16 protein-coding genes, 1 tRNA gene and 1 other annotated feature are annotated in these 17,880 nt (G+C 43.4%); of the genes, 15 read left to right on the top strand and 2 right to left on the bottom strand.

Going from position 1 to position 17,880, the window contains the following annotated elements:
- The first annotated feature begins 144 nt into the window (after window positions 1–144).
- Window positions 145–217: transfer RNA gene (locus PGW42_RS02010), tRNA-Gly, on the top strand.
- 425 nt (window positions 218–642) lie between these two features.
- Here the strand turns inward: PGW42_RS02010 and PGW42_RS02005 are convergent.
- Window positions 643–1,521, bottom strand: a complete 879-nt coding sequence (locus tag PGW42_RS02005) for a hypothetical protein (RefSeq protein WP_270202777.1) — start codon at window positions 1,519–1,521, stop codon at window positions 643–645.
- Between the two features lie 219 nt (window positions 1,522–1,740).
- Here PGW42_RS02005 and PGW42_RS02000 point away from each other — a divergent pair, with 219 nt between their 5' ends.
- The 10 genes from PGW42_RS02000 (at window position 1,741) to PGW42_RS01955 (ending at window position 12,768) form a co-directional block, all read left to right on the top strand.
- The gene (locus PGW42_RS02000) at window positions 1,741–3,027 is read left to right on the top strand and encodes a homoserine dehydrogenase (RefSeq protein ID WP_270202776.1); all 1,287 of its coding nucleotides are present in this window, start codon (window positions 1,741–1,743) and stop codon (window positions 3,025–3,027) included.
- Window positions 3,028–3,060: 33 nt separating this feature from the next.
- Window positions 3,061–3,909: a thymidylate synthase gene (gene thyA / locus PGW42_RS01995; protein WP_008369620.1), complete on the top strand. Its 849-nt coding sequence runs from the start codon at window positions 3,061–3,063 to the stop codon at window positions 3,907–3,909.
- Window positions 3,910–3,926: 17 nt separating this feature from the next.
- A complete protein-coding gene (locus tag PGW42_RS01990) occupies window positions 3,927–4,415 on the top strand; it encodes a dihydrofolate reductase (protein ID WP_195254756.1) in 489 nt (162 codons plus the stop codon).
- A gap of 80 nt (window positions 4,416–4,495) precedes the next feature.
- Window positions 4,496–4,754 (top strand) — a binding site (T-box leader).
- An 88-nt stretch (window positions 4,755–4,842) separates the two neighbouring features.
- Entirely contained in the window at window positions 4,843–6,573 is a 1,731-nt protein-coding gene (gene ilvB, locus PGW42_RS01985; RefSeq protein ID WP_008369614.1) for a biosynthetic-type acetolactate synthase large subunit, read from the top strand.
- 18 nt (window positions 6,574–6,591) lie between these two features.
- Window positions 6,592–7,101, top strand: coding sequence for an acetolactate synthase small subunit (gene ilvN / locus PGW42_RS01980; RefSeq protein ID WP_022221140.1), 510 nt, complete (start codon window positions 6,592–6,594; stop codon window positions 7,099–7,101).
- A gap of 155 nt (window positions 7,102–7,256) precedes the next feature.
- Window positions 7,257–8,282 (top strand): branched-chain amino acid aminotransferase, encoded by a 1,026-nt coding sequence (locus PGW42_RS01975; RefSeq protein ID WP_008369610.1) that lies wholly within the window; start codon window positions 7,257–7,259, stop codon window positions 8,280–8,282.
- The gene (locus PGW42_RS01970) at window positions 8,282–8,917 is read left to right on the top strand and encodes a lactate utilization protein (RefSeq protein ID WP_117834270.1); all 636 of its coding nucleotides are present in this window, start codon (window positions 8,282–8,284) and stop codon (window positions 8,915–8,917) included. The genes PGW42_RS01975 and PGW42_RS01970 overlap by 1 nt, the downstream gene beginning before the upstream one ends.
- Window positions 8,918–9,158: 241 nt before the next feature.
- Complete coding sequence (locus tag PGW42_RS01965) at window positions 9,159–9,941, top strand: class I SAM-dependent DNA methyltransferase (RefSeq protein ID WP_270202855.1); 783 nt, start codon at window positions 9,159–9,161, stop codon at window positions 9,939–9,941.
- A gap of 19 nt (window positions 9,942–9,960) precedes the next feature.
- Window positions 9,961–10,839 (top strand): Hsp33 family molecular chaperone HslO, encoded by an 879-nt coding sequence (hslO, locus tag PGW42_RS01960; RefSeq protein ID WP_008369602.1) that lies wholly within the window; start codon window positions 9,961–9,963, stop codon window positions 10,837–10,839.
- A 12-nt stretch (window positions 10,840–10,851) separates the two neighbouring features.
- Entirely contained in the window at window positions 10,852–12,768 is a 1,917-nt protein-coding gene (locus tag PGW42_RS01955; protein WP_118218038.1) for an NAD(+) synthase, read from the top strand.
- 111 nt (window positions 12,769–12,879) lie between these two features.
- Here the strand turns inward: PGW42_RS01955 and PGW42_RS01950 are convergent, their stop codons facing one another.
- Window positions 12,880–13,566: a S1 RNA-binding domain-containing protein gene (locus PGW42_RS01950; protein ID WP_118218040.1), complete on the bottom strand. Its 687-nt coding sequence runs from the start codon at window positions 13,564–13,566 to the stop codon at window positions 12,880–12,882.
- A gap of 289 nt (window positions 13,567–13,855) precedes the next feature.
- Between PGW42_RS01950 and PGW42_RS01945 the strand changes: the two genes are divergently transcribed.
- From PGW42_RS01945 to PGW42_RS01930, 4 genes are read left to right on the top strand one after another with little or no spacing between them, the layout of a single operon-like run.
- Window positions 13,856–14,590, top strand: a complete 735-nt coding sequence (locus PGW42_RS01945; RefSeq protein ID WP_118218042.1) for a DUF5058 family protein — start codon at window positions 13,856–13,858, stop codon at window positions 14,588–14,590.
- Between the two features lie 21 nt (window positions 14,591–14,611).
- Window positions 14,612–15,301, top strand: coding sequence for a hypothetical protein (locus PGW42_RS01940; RefSeq protein WP_117558936.1), 690 nt, complete (start codon window positions 14,612–14,614; stop codon window positions 15,299–15,301).
- A gap of 18 nt (window positions 15,302–15,319) precedes the next feature.
- A complete protein-coding gene (locus PGW42_RS01935) occupies window positions 15,320–16,429 on the top strand; it encodes a M20/M25/M40 family metallo-hydrolase (protein ID WP_008369593.1) in 1,110 nt (369 codons plus the stop codon).
- A gap of 16 nt (window positions 16,430–16,445) precedes the next feature.
- Window positions 16,446–17,780 (top strand): amidohydrolase, encoded by a 1,335-nt coding sequence (locus tag PGW42_RS01930; RefSeq protein WP_055247826.1) that lies wholly within the window; start codon window positions 16,446–16,448, stop codon window positions 17,778–17,780.
- Window positions 17,781–17,880: the final 100 nt, after the last annotated feature.

Genomic DNA, 17,880 nt, shown 5'->3' with positions numbered 1-17,880 from the left:
GTTAATCAGACAAAAAATGATTTTAACAGAATAATAGGCGAAGAAAAGTAGAAAAGTCCGACATATAAAATTGAAAATATACTTGACCAATTGATAGATATATTGTATAGTATTTATTGTTCTGATGAACAACAAATAATGAATGCGATAGTAGTACAGTTGGTAGTACGCCACCTTGCCAAGGTGGAGGTCGCGGGTTCGAGTCCCGTCTGTCGCTCTTGAATTAAGAACTGCATGTTGTGTGTGGTTCTTTTTTTGTGCATACAATGAGCCAAATACAGATTTTCACATCCATGCAGATTTGTGCTTGCACAAGGATCTGCATGGATGTGAAAATCTGTATTTGGCGAATGTACATCATCGAGCTGCTAAGCGAGATGGTGTATGTTCGCCGGGGGTTCGTGGCCACACGAAACCCTGGCTCATTACTAACGTAAAATACCCACTGGCACCCATGCAGATTTGTGCTTGCACAAGGATCTGCATGGGTGTAAAAATCTGTATTTGGCGAATGTACATCATCGAGCTGCTAAGCGAGATGGTGTACGTTTGCCGGGGGTTCGTGTTCACACGAAACCTTGGCTCATTACTAACGTAAAAAAGACTGGCATCGCGCCAGTCTTTCATCATAACTATTCTTTTTTATTTCAGGAAGAACCAGTATCCTGCAAATGCAGCAGCTGCGATGATCAGGAAGATAAGGATTACAACAAGTACAACAGGAAAATGTCTTTCATCATCGTCATCTTCTTCGTCTAACATATTCTGATAGTTCTCACGCATTTCCTGTTCACGTTTTTCACGGACATGTTTTGGTGGAATATTAGAATAGGTCTGTTCTTTTTCCTCCTCTGGAATGGAAAAATCAGGTGCCGTAATTTTAAGTTCATCCTCTTCATCAGAAATGATACGTGTGCTGGAATTGTCAATTGCGTGTACCGGTTTGGCTTCTTCCGGACGTTTCTTTTTCGGACGTGGACGAACTTCTTCCCGGCTTCCTTCCTGACCTTCTGCATATTTGAGAAGTGGACGGTCTGAAGTAACAGGGCGTTTCTTTGGATGCGGTCTGGATGGCTGTTCTTCGGAAGAACCTTCTGTCTTCGGACGAGGTTTTCTTACCGGTCTTTCGCTTTCGGCAGCCGGGTTAGGACGTTTTTTCTTCGGATGAGCCGGTACTTCCGGATTAGCAGGAGAAGCGGTCCGCTTTTCGACGTTTTCCGGAGATACCGGATGTTTTTTCTTTTTCTTTGGCTGGGCTGGACGTTCGGCAGAAGTTCTTTCTCCTTCGGCAGTCGGACGCTTTTTGCGTGGTTTTTCTGCAGCCTTATCGGCTCCAACTGGTTTTTCAGCCAATGCTTCTTTTGCAAGCTTTTTCTTCTTTTCACGCTGTTTATCTAAATTCCACTGCTTTTTACAGTCGCGGCAGATTGCGAATTCATTGTAGATTGCTTCACCGGCTTCATTTTCGCCTATTTTTTTGTTCTTGATCTCAAGATCCTTTTTACAAATCGGGCACTGCATGATTTATCTCTCCTCTTTGGTTTTTTAATATGTATCTACTCCCTTATTAAATGATGTAAATGTTAAAAATTATGTTTAACATTCACGTCCTTAAATACATAGAATCATACATTTATAATGTTATCACGTCCCCAAAAGATGTCAAGAAAGTTCTTTGAATATTTACAAAAAAGTGCTAGAATAAAATGGATTTACTATAGATTAGGAGGACGCGAAGACATGACAGATACAAAGACAATCAAAGTAGGATTACTTGGACTTGGAACAGTCGGAACAGGTGTTTATAAATTGATTGGACGCCGCAGTGAAGAGATGCAGCAGAAGACCGGCGCCGCTCTTGAAATAAAGAAAATCCTGGTACACAACATGAAAAAAGTAAGACAGGGTGTAGATCAGAATCTGCTGACAGATCAGTGGAAAGAGATTATAGAAGATGATGAAATCCAAATCTTGATCGAGGTGATGGGCGGAATTGAGCCAGCGAAAACGATGATCACAGAAGCACTGAAAGCAGGGAAAAATGTAGTAAGTGCAAATAAGGATCTGATCGCAGAATATGGAAAGGAACTCTATGACGCTGCGAAAGAAGGTAGCGCTGATTTCCTGTTTGAAGCAGCGGTAGCAGGAGGAATCCCGATCATCCGTCCGCTTAAGCAGTGCCTGGAAGGCAACCAGATCGATGAGATCATGGGAATTGTCAACGGTACGACTAACTATATCCTGACAAAGATGTTTGAAGATGGAATGGATTTCACAGAAGCACTCGCAAAGGCGACAGAGCTTGGCTATGCAGAAGCGGATCCGACGGCAGATGTGGAAGGCCTGGACGCAGGACGTAAGGTGGCAATCATGGCTACGTCAGCATTCCATTCACAGGTGAAATTTTCGGATGTCTATACGGAGGGAATCACAAAGATCACAGCAGCAGATGTAAATTACGCAAAAGAGATGGGAAATGTGATCAAACTGATCGGTATTGCGAGAAATACATCTAATGGCATTGAAGCAGGTGTTTATCCGATGATGATCGATAAGAAACATCCGCTCGCTACCGTAAGAGATTCCTTTAATGCTGTTTTTGTACACGGAGATGCAGTTGGGGATACCATGTTCTATGGAAGAGGAGCAGGAGAACTGCCGACCGCAAGTGCAGTTGTCGGAGATGTGATGGATGTTACAAGAAATATTGTATGGAACTGTACCGGAAGAATCGGATGGAGCGCATACAAAGAGCTTCCGATCAAGGAATTTGCGGACGTCAAGAATCGTTTCTTTATCCGTATGCAGGTGAGTAATGAACCGGGAGTACTGGCAGCAATCGCGAAAGTATTCGGAGATCATAAGGTAAGTATCGAACGTGTGATCCAGGAACAGGCAAAAGCGGCAAAGGCAGAACTTGTCATCGGAACATCCGCAGTCAAGGAATACCATCTTCAGGATGCACTGGAGGAATTAAAAGAAATGCCGATCGTAAGTGAGATCAGCAGCATTATCAGAGAATATTAAAAGGCACAGCATTGGAAAAAGGAGTAATCAGTCATGAGTTATGCAGACAAAGTTTTTATAGAGATGTGCAGGGACATCATTGATAATGGAACCAGCACAGAAGGAGAAAAGGTACGTCCGAGATGGGAAGACGGGACTCCGGCGTATACTGTAAAAAAATTTGGTGTGGTGAACCGGTATGATCTGCGAAAAGAATTCCCGGCACTGACACTCAGAAGAACCGGGATCAAAAGCTGTACGGACGAGCTTTTGTGGATCTGGCAGAAAAAATCCAATAATATCCACGATCTGAACAGTCACATCTGGGACAGCTGGGCAGATGAAGATGGATCGATCGGGAAGGCATACGGCTATCAGATGGGCGTAAAGCATGTCTACAAAGAGGGAATGATGGATCAGGTAGACCGTGTACTCTATGATCTGAAGAATAATCCTTACAGCCGCCGGATCATGACGAATATCTATGTACATCAAGATCTTCATGAGATGAATCTGTATCCGTGTGCATACAGCATGACGTTCAATGTGACAAAAGAAAAAGGCAGCGACAAGCTGACACTGAACGGAATCCTGAACCAGCGTTCCCAGGATGTGCTGGCGGCAAATAACTGGAATGTATGCCAGTATGCTGTGCTACTTCATATGCTCGCGCAGGTATGCGATATGCAGGTGGGCGAATTTGTACATGTGATCGCAGATGCACATATTTACGACAGGCATATTTCGCTGATCGAGGAACTGATTTCAAGAGAGACGCACCCGGCACCGAAATTCTGGCTGAATCCGGAAGTGAAAGATTTCTATCAGTTTACACCGGATGACGTAAGATTAGACGATTATGTGACAGGACCGCAGATCAAAAATATTCCGATCGCGGTTTAGAAAAGGAGACAGATACGATGAACATTATTGTAAATGCAGATAAAAACTGGGCAATAGGAAAGAATAACAGTCTGCTTGTACGAATCCCGGCAGATATGAAATACTTCCGTCAGATGACAGAAGGCAATATTGTCGTGATGGGAAGAAAGACACTGGAAAGCTTTCCGCAGGGGCGTCCGCTTGCCAACCGGGTTAATATCGTGATTTCCCACAATCCGGATTATCAGGTGAAGGATGCGATCGTGGTACACAGTGTGGAAGAGGCAATACAGGAATGTAAAAAGCACAAAGGAGAAGTCTTTGTGATCGGCGGAGAAAGTATTTACCGTGCAATGCTTCCGTATTGTAATATAGCGTATGTTACGCGGACAGATCATGTATATGAGGCAGATACCTGGTTCCCGGATCTGGAAAAGGATCCGGATTGGCAAAAAACAGCTGAGACGGATGAACAGACATATTTCGATCTTGAGTATGTATTTGCAAAATATGAAAGAATAAAATAGATCAATAAAATTTGCGAAATGTATCATTGACAAATCAATAGACCACTCATTATAATAAATGTAATCGATGAGACAATAGAAGAAATGCTATGACAAGGAGGAGTATATAATCTCCGGAAGCAAAGAGAGAAGGCGGACGGTGTAAGCCTTCATGAAGGGATTGTAGAAGTAGCCTTTGAGCAGCGGACCGAACGGGAATTTCTCAAGTAGACTTCGACGTAGACCCTACGTTACAGGGGAATAGTATCGAACATTTTTATGGTTCTGTACTTGCGTGAGAGCAGAGAAGCAGCTTCTCTGAAGACAGGTGGTAACACGGATTTTATATTCGCCCTGAACGGTCAGCCGTTTAGGGCGTTTGTTATTCTATATGACTATGATAAAAATTTGGCGATCATCTGTATAGAAAATTCATGGAGGTAGATTTATGAAAAAAATATCAGGGAACAAATTACTTGTAAAAGCATTAAAAGAGGAGGGGGTAGATATCCTTTTTGGATATCCGGGAGCCTGTACAATTGATATCAGTGATGAAATTTACAAACAGGATTACACAAAAGTTGTACTTCCGCGTCATGAACAGGCACTTGTCCATGCTGCAGACGCTTACGCCAGATCAACAGGAAAAGTCGGGGTATGTCTGGTAACAAGCGGACCGGGTGCAACCAATCTGGTGACAGGAATTGCAACGGCAAATTATGACAGTGTACCGCTGGTATGTTTTACCGGACAGGTTGCAAGACATCTGATCGGAAATGATGCATTCCAGGAAGTTGATATCGTAGGTATTACAAGAAGTATCACAAAATACGGTGTGACAGTAAGAAAGAGAGAAGATCTTGGAAGAATCATCAAAGAGGCATTCTATATTGCGCGCAGCGGACGTCCGGGTCCGGTTCTTGTGGATCTCCCGAAAGATGTAATGGCAGAGCTTGGAAGCCCGAATTATCCGGAGACAGTCAATATCCGCGGATATAAGCCGAGTACCGGCGTTCACATCGGACAGCTTAAGAGAGCAGTCAAGATGCTTGGAAAAGCAAAGAAACCGTTGTTCCTTGCCGGTGGTGGGGTAAATATTGCAGGAGCGAATAAGGCGTTTACCGAACTTGTAGAACGTACCCAGATCCCGGTTGTGACAACGATCATGGGACGTGGTGCGATTCCGACAACGCATCCGCTTTTTATCGGTAATCTGGGGATGCACGGTGCATATGCATCCAATATGGCAGTGGAAGAATGTGATCTGCTGTTCTCGATCGGGACCAGATTTAACGATCGTATCACCGGAAAACTGCATGCATTTGCACCGAAGGCTACGATCGTACATATCGACATTGATACTTCCTCCATCTCACGTAACATTCAGGTAGATATTCCGATCGTTGCGGATGCAAAAGAAGCAATTGAAAAATTATTGGAATATGTAGAACCAATGGAGAAAAAAGAAAGCTGGATGGAACAGATCGAAGGCTGGAAAGAGGAGCATCCGCTTAGGATGAAACCAAAGGGAGACCAGATGCAGGCTCAGGATATTCTGGAGACGATCAATGAAGTGTTTAAAGAGGATGACAAGATTGTTGTGACAGATGTAGGACAGCATCAGATGTTCACATCCCAGTATCTGGAAGTGAATGAAAAGACCAGACTTTATATGTCCGGCGGACTTGGAACCATGGGATATGGATTCCCGGGAGCAGTCGGAGCGCAGATTGGCAATCCGGACAGTACGGTAATTGCAATTTCCGGTGATGGCGGTATGCAGATGAATATTCAGGAATTTGCAACAGCAGTGCTGGAAGAACTTCCTTTGATCCTCTGTGTATTTAACAATACCTATCTTGGAATGGTTCGCCAGTGGCAGAAACTTTTCTATGGAAAACGCTATTCTATGACGGATCTTCGTGCAGGCGCAGCGACAAGACGTGGAGAAGAGCATCCACCGAAATATACGCCGGACTTTGTAAAACTTGCAGAAAGCTATGGGGCAAAGGGAATCCGTGTAACCGAAAAATCCGAGATGAAAGCAGCATTTGAACAGGCAAAAGCAAACCGTGCACTGAAGGTGCCGACTCTGATCGAATTCATGTTGGATCCAGAAGTGCAGGTTTATCCGATGGTACGTCCGGGCGGAACCCTGGAAGATCTTTTGATGGATTAATGGAGAGGAGAGGTGAAGATGGATAATACAATGAAAAAAAGATGGATTTCCTTATATGTGGAAAATCAGGTTGGTGTACTTTCAAAGATTTCCGGACTCTTTTCCGGTAAATCCTATAATCTGGAGAGTCTGACGGTAGGTAGAACAGAAGATCCGACTATCTCCAGAATGACGATTGAGACGAACAGTGATGAAGAGACTTATGAGCAGATCAAAAAACAGCTGAACCGTATGGTTGAAGTCATCAGAGTCATTGATTTTACAGAAGTATCTGTTGTTATGCAGGAGCTGATGTTTATCAAGGTAAAAAACTGTACACCGGAAGATAAGACAGAGCTTTTCCAGATCGCGCAGACCTATCAGGCAAAGGTACGTGATTATGGAAAAGACAGTGTGCTTCTTGAATTTGTACACACGGCACATAAAAATACAGCGATCATCCAGTTTCTACGTTCTGAATTCAATTCAATTGAAGTTGTAAGAGGCGGAAGTGTGGGGATTGAAGCGATCACAATGCCAAAAAGATAAAAAAATCAAAAAAAAACAGAGCGCACTCTTGAATTTGAAAAACAGAAGTAATATAATAGCGATATGTAATCCGTAGGATTTAAAATACGGGAAGCAAAAATTATAATTTAGATATATGTTACTGTAAGAAGCAACAAGGGAATGGAGGAATTACAATGGAAAAGAAACAGATTGACTGGTCAAGCATAGGATTTGGTTATATCCCGACCGAAAAGAGATATGTTTCAAATTACAAAGATGGAAAGTGGGATGATGGATGCCTGACAGAAGATGCCAACATTGTATTGAATGAGTGTGCAGGTGTTCTGCAGTATTCCCAGTCAGTATTTGAAGGTATGAAGGCATACACAACAGAAGACGGACGCATCGTTGTATTCCGCCCGGATATGAACGCAAAGAGATTTGCTGATTCCGCAAGAAGACTTGAGATGCCGGTATTTCCGGAAGACCGTTTTGTAGATGCAATCGTACAGGTAGTAAAAGCCAATGCGGCTTATGTACCACCTTACGGATCAGGAGCGTCCCTTTATATCCGTCCATATATGTTCGGAAGCAATCCGGTTATCGGAGTTAAACCTGCTGACGAATATCAGTTCCGTGCATTTGTAACACCAGTAGGACCATATTTCAAGGGCGGCGCAAAGCCGATCACAATTAAAGTCTCAGACTTTGACCGTGCAGCACCGCATGGAACAGGACATATCAAAGCTGGTCTTAACTATGCAATGAGCTTACATGCAATTGTAACAGCACATGAAGAAGGCTATGCAGAGAATATGTATCTGGATGCAGCAACAAGAACAAAAGTAGAAGAGACAGGTGGAGCAAACTTCATCTTCGTCACAAAAGATGGTAAAGTAGTTACTCCGAAATCAAACAGTATCCTTCCATCTATTACAAGACGTTCTATTCTTTATGTGGCAGAACATTATCTTGGACTTGAGACAGAAGAAAGAGAAGTATATCTTGATGAAGTAAAAGACTTTGCAGAATGCGGACTTTGCGGAACAGCAGCAGTTATCTCACCGGTTGGAAAGATTGTAGATCATGGTAAAGAAATCTGCTTCCCAAGCGGAATGGATGAGATGGGACCTGTTATCAAGAAATTATATGAAACACTTACCGGAATTCAGATGGGACACATCGAAGCACCGGAAGGATGGATCCAGGTGGTTGAATAATGGATAAATTCGTTACAAAGCGAAATGATCTGCTCGCTGAGCAGGTGATAAAGAATTTGAAGTCCCGTCAGATGGAGGGACATTATGTACAGACCAAAGAAGAGGCACTTGCCCTTGCACTGGAGCTGATTCCGGAAGGAAGCAGCATCAGTTGGGGAGGGTCTATGAGCATTAAGGCAATTGGTCTTCCTGAAGCACTTCATAAAGGAAATTATAAAGTGCTGGACAGAGATCTGTGCGCGACACCGGAGGAAAAAGCAGAGATGATGCATCAGGCATTTAACTGTGATTATTTTCTTGCAAGCTGTAATGCAATCTCGGAAGATGGGATACTGGTCAATATAGATGGAAATGCAAACCGTGTGGCAGCTATTTCTTACGGACCGGAAAATGTTCTGATGATTGTTGGTATGAATAAAATTGTAAGAAGTGCAGAGGATGCATATGCCCGTGCAAAGTATGTGGCAGCTCCGATTAACGGACAGCGTTTTGAAGGACTTCCGTGTGCGAAGACAGGTGTCTGTTCCAACTGTAAATCTCCGAAAAGTATCTGCTGTCAGACATTGATTACGAGATTCAGCCATGTTCCAAACAGAATAAAAGTGATTCTGGTGAATGAAGAACTGGGATTCTAAAAAAAACGAAGAGAATCAGGGAATTTCCCCTGGTTCTTTTTGTGTCTGAAAAAGAAAATGCGTTACTGGTCACAGGTACTGTGAACAGTAAAGAAAATTCCAAAAGGGAAAAGTTCTCATCAGAATATGACTTTCCTAGAGGAAAATCCTGTGTTATACTATAAAATAATCTGGATGTCAGGATGCGCAGCGGAGTGGTCCGTGGACATCGGTCAGTGCTGCTTATGGGCATTGATGGCGAATCGAAAGAGAGGAACAACAGAGTATGGAAGCGTATACAAGCTTTGCACGTGTATATGATACCTTCATGGATAATATTCCTTATGAAGAATGGTGTGAATATCTCACCGGTCTTATGAGAGAATACGGTGTTATGGATGGACTGGTACTGGATCTGGGGTGCGGTACCGGGAATATGACAGAATTGCTTGCAAAGGCAGGATATGATATGATTGGTGCGGACAATGCGGAAGAGATGCTGGAGATCGCAATGGAGAAACGAGACAAATCCGGTCATGATATTCTGTATCTTCTGCAGGATATGAGAGAGTTCGAACTGTATGGTACGGTAAGAGCTGTCATCAGTGTCTGCGATTCGGTCAATTATATTACAGAGCCGGAAGAACTTCAGGAAGTATTCCGTCTGGTCAACAATTATCTGGATCCGAAAGGTGTTTTTGTTTTTGATTTTAATACACGTTACAAGTATGAAGAGATTCTTGGGGATCGCACAATTGCGGAGAACCGGGAGGAATGCAGTTTTATCTGGGACAACTATTATTACGACGATGAGAAGATCAATGAATATGATCTGAGTCTTTTTATTGAGACAGATAAGGACAGTGGACTTTATCGCAAATATGAGGAGACGCATTATCAGAGAGCGTATACGCTGGAGGAGATGAAGGAACTGATCCGGAAGTCGGGGCTGGAATTTGTGACAGCATACGATGCATTTTCAAAGAATGCGCCGATGGACACAAGCGAGCGCATTTATGTGATCGCAAGAGAACAGGGAAAATAGAACAGGAGAGAATTGTTATATGAAAGATTATATTGTAAGAGCAACTGCGGGAGACGGACAGATCCGTGCATTTGCTGCAACAACCGGAAATCTGGTGGAAGAGGCAAGAAAGAGACATGACACAAGTCCGGTAGCAACAGCGGCACTTGGAAGACTTCTGACAGCAGGAGCAATGATGGGAGGCATGATGAAGAATGAGACAGATGTGCTGACGCTTCAGATCAAAGGTGATGGACCACTTGGCGGAATTACGGTGACTGCAGATGCAAAAGGTGACGTGAAAGGATACGTCGATCATCCGGAAGCAATGATGCCGCCTAAGAATGGCAAGCTGGATGTTGGAGGAGCTGTTGGAATCGGTCTTTTAAATGTTATTAAAGATATGGGACTGAAAGAACCATATGTTGGACAGACTATTCTGCAGACAAGTGAGATCGCAGAAGATCTGACGTATTATTTTGCAACCAGCGAACAGGTTCCGTCTTCTGTGGGCCTTGGAGTATTGATGAACAAGGACAACACTGTACACTGTGCAGGTGGATTTATTGTGCAGGTAATGCCGTTTATATCGGATGAAGTGCTGGATAAACTGGAAGAGAATATCAAGAAGATCTCTTCTGTTACCAGTATGCTGGATAACGGACATACACCGGAGCAGATGCTGGAGCAGGTACTGGATGGCCTGAATGTGGAATTTACAGATACAATGGATACACAGTTTAAATGTAATTGTTCGCATGAGAGAATCGAGAAAGCCATCATCAGCATCGGAAAGAAAGATATCCAGGAAATGATCGATGACGGAAAAGAAGTAGAAGTAAAATGCCATTTCTGCAATACGGCGTATACATTTAGTGTAGAAGAACTGAAACAGATTTTAAAACAGGCAAAAAGATAAAGAGGTAAACACATGAAACAGGGATTTATCAAAGTTGCAGCGGTCACAGTTGATATTCGTGTGGCGGATGTCTGGCACAATTGTAAGGAAATCTGCAAACGTATGAAAGAAGCTGAGAAGGCTGGCGCAAAGATCATTGTTTTTCCGGAGCTTTGCCTGACCGGGTATACTTGCAGCGATCTTTTTACACAGGATATACTGTTAAAAGAGGTGCGCAGAGCACTTGCAAAAGTTGCAGAAGAGACCAGGCATACAGAAGCACTTGTATTTGTTGGGCTTCCACTTGCAATTGATGGAGAGCTTTATAATGTTGCGGCCGCATTAAATGACGGAAGGATCCTTGGCTTTACAACCAAGACATTTCTTCCGAATTATGGGGAATTTTATGAGATGCGTCAATTCCGTCAGGGACCGAAAAAAGCAAGAGTGATTTCTTATGAAGGGGAAGAAATCCTGTTTGGACCGCAGATCCTGTATCAGGCGGCAGAGATGGATGAGCTGGTCGTATCGGCAGAGATCTGTGAGGATGTCTGGTCACCAGTCCCGCCGAGCATTGAGGCGGCAAGAGAAGGTGCGGTCATCCTGGTCAACTGTTCAGCAAGTGATGAGACGATCGGAAAGGATAGTTACCGGGAAGAACTGATCAAGGGACAGTCTGCAAGACTGATTGCAGGTTATGTCTATGCAAATGCCGGGGACGGAGAGTCTACGACGGATGTGGTATTTGGTGGACACAATATTATTGCAGAGAACGGGACGATTCTGAAAGAAGCAAAGCGGTTTGCCAACGAGATGATCGTCAGTGAGATTGACATTTTCCGCCTTTTAAGTGAACGGAGAAAAAATACAACTTTCCAGACAACTGAAGAACGTCGGCTTCCAAAGGTAGTATTCCATATCAGCATGGAAGAGACTGAGCTTACCAGAGATTTTGCACAGACACCTTTTGTTCCACAGAATATGGCAGAGCGGGAAAAACGCTGTGAAGAGATTCTGATGATCCAGGCAATGGGACTGAAAAAACGTCTGGTGCATACCCATTCGAGAACAGCGGTAGTCGGAATTTCAGGTGGTCTTGATTCTACACTGGCACTGCTTGTGACGGCAAAAGCATTTGACATGGCAGGGAAAGACCGAAAGGATATCATTGCGGTAACGATGCCTTGTTTTGGTACGACGGACAGAACCTATCAGAATGCCTGCCTGATGTCAAAAAAGCTGGGAGTCACTTTAAAAGAGGTGCCGATCGCGGATGCAGTCCATGTGCATTTTCACGATATCGGACACGATGAAGCGGTGCATGATGTGACCTATGAGAATTCACAGGCAAGAGAGCGTACCCAGGTGTTGATGGATATTGCTAACCAGGAATGGGGCATGGTCATCGGAACCGGAGATATGTCGGAGCTGGCTCTTGGGTGGGCGACTTATAATGGAGATCATATGTCTATGTACGGAGTCAATGCATCTGTTCCGAAGACACTGGTACGCCATCTGGTTCAGTATTATGCGGATACCTGTGAGGATCAGGAGCTGAAGGAGGTACTTCTGGATGTTCTTGACACACCGGTAAGTCCGGAACTTCTTCCACCGAAGGATGGCGAAATCGCTCAGAAGACGGAAGACCTTGTAGGTCCGTATGAGCTGCATGATTTCTATCTGTATTATGTTCTTCGGTTTGGTTTTGAACCATCGAAGATCTACCGCCTTGCAAAGCTTGCTTTTGAAGGAATCTATGACAGCGCGACGATCATGAAATGGCTGAAGACATTTTACCGGAGATTTTTTGCACAGCAGTTTAAGCGTTCCTGCCTGCCGGACGGACCGAAGATCGGTACGGTGGCACTTTCACCGAGAGGAGACTGGAGAATGCCGAGCGATGCGTGTGCGGCAGTCTGGATGCAGGATCTGGAAGCACTGGAAAAATAGAAAAGAATGTACAGGGGGTACATTCTCGCATAAAGTGTCAGTGACACTTATCAGGCAATGATAAAGGGAAGTCTGCGAAAGTGCAGGCTTCCCTTTTTTTAATTATAATTTTTAAAGCTTGATATTTTTAAACAGATCCCCAAGGCTGGTTCCGATTGCTTCAGTTTCCGGAATTTCTACGTGTTCCAGCTCTTCCTCCTGTTCGTTTTCAGTATCTTCGGCAAGAGCCTTGATACTGAGGCTGATTTTACCGTCTTTGATACCGATGACTTTGACATCTACTTCGTCCCCAACGTGAAGTACCTGGTCTGCTGATTTGATTCTCTGGGTACTGATCTGGGAAATGTGAACCAGACCGGAAAGACCGTTCTCGAGACGTACAAAAGCACCGTAGGACTGAAGCGATTCAACGGTACCTTTTACAACACTTCCAACCTGTACAGATGCAAGTTTTTTTGCATCTTCTGCTTTTTTCTGTTCTCTTAAAATCTCACGTGCAGATAAGATCAGGCGTCCTTCTGCCTGGTTTGCTTCGATCACGCGGACATCAATTTCTTTTAGAAGATAAGTCTCCAGATCTTCGATATAAGAAAGAGAAAGGCGGGATGCCGGGATGAATCCTCGAAGTCCTTCGACCATGGCGATGACACCACCATTTACGATTCCTTCTACTTTTACGTGAAGATTGGTTCCCTCTTCCTGATAACGTGCGACCACATTCCATGGATTGGCATCATCGAAATGATCTTCGTAGTCTGCCATGCTTTCTGTCTGTTCCTGTAATTTTTCGTTTTCCATCTTAACACCTCTGTTAGTTTATTTTTCTGAACGTATGCTCAATATGTTTATTAGTATAACACATTTTTGTATAGATAAAAAGTATGGATTCCAGATGGTTAGACGGTTAAATTGTGCTTAATGAGAAAAAATCGTTATTATGTACGAAAATTGTGGTAAAAATTTGTGTATATTTTGAATAGTGAAATTTGTGAAAAAAGTTGACAAAAGAAAAAATAAATTGTATATTACCAACATAAGGACATATTAAGGATAATGTCCTAAACTAAAAGGCAAAGGAGAATTTAAAATGAAGGGAAACGTGAATTATCTGGAACTGGCAAACAGCCCTCTGATGTGGGTGAGTGCCGCAATAGCAGTAGGAATCGTAGTTTTTCAGTCCGTACTGTTTTTCAGAAAGTCGCTCAAAGCAGCAAAAGAGATTGGAATTGAACAGGAAAAGATCAATATGGCAATTAAGAGTAGTGCCATTTCCTCAATTGGACCATCTATTGTAATCCTGGTAACAATGATCTCCCTGATCGTATCAATGGGAGCACCTGTTTCATGGATGAGACTTTCTTTCATCGGATCCGTTAACTATGAAGCAATGGCAGCCGGATTTGGCGCACAGGCAATGGGCGCTACACTGGAGAATCTGACACCGATTGCATTCGCCTGTGGTGTATGGACCATGATCTGTGGTTCACTTGGATGGCTGATCTTCACACTCCTTTTCACAGATAAGATGGATAAAGTAAACCATCTGATGTCAAAAGGAAATTCCAAAATGGTTCCGATCATTTCAGCAGGAGCGATGCTTGGTGCATTTGCAAACCTTGCATCAGGAAACTTCTTCAACGAAAAGAATCAGTTTGCATTTGGCGGAGCACCGGCAATCGCAACAATCGTAGGATGCATTCTTATGATGATCCTGACAAAGTTAGCGAAAGAAAAGAATATTGGATGGCTCAGAGAATGGGCCTTTGCAATTTCCATGTTCTCAGGCATGCTCATTGGTTACATTTGGAACACTGTATTTTAATAGGAATGAGAGGATAAAGATATGAATAAAGAATACTACAACAAAGTCTATATACCTGATATTGTCAAATGGGGGAAAATCACCATGTTATTAGGTATCATTACATGTTTCGGACCGGCACTTGTTATCTCGGTCATTTACGGATGTATGCCGCCGGTATCAGCAATCATCGCAGGTACAATTGCACAGATCAGTGTAAGTGGAGCATTTTACATTGTAGAACCGATTTCTTACTTCCCGATTCTTGGAATCCCGGGAACCTACCTGACATTCCTTTCAGGAAATACATCCAACATGCGAGTTCCATGTTCTTCGGTAGCACAGGAAGCAGCAGGTGTTGAAATGGGAAGCGACAAAGGTTCTGTTGTATCAACCATCGGTATCGCTGTATCGATCATCGTAAATATTGTGATTCTGACAATCGGAGCAATTGCAGGAAACGCAATTATCGGTATGATGCCAGAAGGATTCAAGCAGGCCCTCAACTTCCTTCTTCCGGCACTTTACGGAGCTGTATTCGGACAGTTCGCAATCACAAGACCGAAGCTTGGTGTAGTTGCAGTAGTTATTGCATTTGCAATGAACTGGCTGATGAAAAACGGATTCTTATCCTTCTTCCCTGGAACACCGTCATACGTTGTTATCCTGGTAGCCGTATTTGGATCTATTTTCGCAGGAAAGATTATCTACAAGAAAGAGCTTGAGGACTAAGTCCGGAAAGGAAAAACGATGTTATCGAGAGAAAGATTACAGGAAAGATTTATTGAGATGATCAAGATCTACAGCCCGTCAAAAGGGGAGAAAGAGATGGCGGACTGGATAGAAAACTGGCTGAGAGAACGGAACATTCCGTTCCAGTCAGATCATGCCGGGGAAGCTTATGGTGGAAACGGCAGAAATATCGTTGCATTTGTAAAAGGAAATACGAAGGAACGTCCACTTGGATTTGCAGCACATATGGATCAGATTGAGCCTTGCAGAAATGTAAATCCGGTGATCAATGGAAACATCATCAGTACCGACAAGACAACAACACTTGGCGGAGATGACAAAGCTGGAATTTCAGCAATCATGGAAGCGGTAGAAGATATCATTGAAAGCGGTGTACCGCACAGAGATATTTATCTTGTATTTACCTGCTCCGAAGAGATTAGTATGATGGGAACAAAGCACATGGATATGTCTATGCTGCCATGCAAGGAATTGGTTGTTGTAGATGCAACCGGTGGAGCAGAGACTCTCGCATACAAAGCACCGGCAATGGAAGCGATTGAGATTACTTTCAAAGGAAAGAAAGCGCATGCCGGAATTGAACCGGAAAAAGGAATCAATGCAATTGTTGTGGCATCAAAGGCAATCAGTAAGATGCACATCGGACGTATTGATTATGAGACAACCTCTAATATCGGACATATTGAAGGTGGATCTGCAACCAACATCGTAACAGATGAGGTTACATTTACCGCAGAGATCCGTTCACACAGTATGGAAAAGCTGGCTGCAGAGGTTGCACATATGGAACAGTGCTGCAAGGAAGCTGTAGAGGAAATGGGAGCCTGTTATGAGATGAAGCATGAGATGGCTTACCCGGTCCTGTCGCTGGAAGAAGACTGTGAATTGATCCAGGATACTGTAAATGCAATGGCAGAAGAAAGAATTACAGCAAATAAAATGATCATCGGTGGCGGAAGTGATGCAAATGTGCTTGCGGGACACGGATATAAGAGCGTCATTTTGGGATGTGGAATGATCAATGTACACACAGTAGAAGAAGCGCTTGATACAGATGAGACCTGGAAAGTGACAAAAGTACTGAGAAGACTGATGGGTGCAGAATAGGAGATGGACGACATAGATGGAAAAAGAAGAACTGAAGCAGAGATGTCTGGACGCGATTGACGCGAACAGAGATCTGATCATTCAGCTTGGTGATGATGTATATAAAACGCCTGAACTTGGCTACAAAGAATTTAAGACTACAGAAAGAATGATAAAGGCATTTCAGGAGATTGGAGAAGAGCCGGAGACGGAAATTGCATATACTGGCTGTAAGGTTTCAACTCCGAAAAAAGGGAATACAAGAATTGCCGTGATCGGAGAGCTGGACTGTATCCAGTGCAAAGAACATCCGGACAGTACGCCAGAAGGAAATGTTCATGCCTGCGGTCATCATGCACAGCTTGCAGATCTGTATGGATGTGCGATTGGTCTTTTAAGATCCGGAGTGATGAAGGAACTGGGTGGAGCGGTTGATTTTATTGCGATCCCTGCGGAAGAATGCGTAGATTATGATTATCGTGACAGTCTGATCCGTGAAAATAAGATCAGTTTTTACGGCGGCAAGCAGGAATATTTAAAACGTGGTGGCTTTGATGATGTGGATATGGCATTGCAGTGTCACATGATGGAAATTGGAAATGGCAGACATTGCACGATTGATACCGACTGCAACGGATTTGTGACAAAGACGGTAACATTTATCGGAGAAGCTGCGCATGCAGGTTTCGCACCACATGAAGGAATCAATGCGTTAAATATGGCAGAGTTGGCACTGAACAACATTCATGCACTCCGTGAGACTTTTCAGGAGAAAGAAAAGGTTCGTGTAAGTGCAATCATTACAGAAGGCGGAGATCTGGTAAATGTAGTTCCTGCTGTTGTGAAGATGCAGATCATGGTACGTGCTTTCACAATTGATGGAATGCTGGATGCCAGTAAAAAAGTGAACCGTGCGTTAAAAGCCGGAGCACTTGCAATCGGAGGAAAAGTCGAGATTGACGATAAGATCGGATATCTTCCGATGAATACCAACCGTGAGCTTTCAGCATTATATAAAGAAAATATGATCGAATATACAGGGGCGGAAAAAGATTCATTTGTAGAGCTTTATGAGACAGCAGGTTCTACAGATCTGGGGGATCTTTCTCAGATCATGCCGTGTATGCACATCTGGACAGAGGGAATAACCGGAGGACTTCACTCCAAGGATTACCGTCTTGCGGACCCGGAACTTGCTTATATCGTTCCGGCAAAGATGATGGCGCTTACGATCATTGATCTTCTTTATGATAACGCAAAAAAGGCAAAACAGATTCTTGACAATTTCAAACCGACGCTGACAAAAGAAAGTTATCTGGAATTAAAAAAAGAGCATTCTAAGCTTGTGGTTTTTGATGGCTCTGAGTTATAATAAAAAGGAATCCCGTTTAAGGGGTTCCTTTTTTAAAGCAATTATTCAGATATAGAGAGAGAAGCTGCCAACGGCAGGTTCTCTGGATAGAAGATCGCAA

The sequence above is a fragment of the Coprococcus sp. TM115-187 genome (assembly GCF_027679115.1).
Lineage (GTDB): Bacteria > Bacillota > Clostridia > Lachnospirales > Lachnospiraceae > Allocoprococcus > Allocoprococcus comes.
Note: the sequence above shows the minus strand (reverse complement) of the source record. Positions and strands in the feature narration are given on the sequence as shown.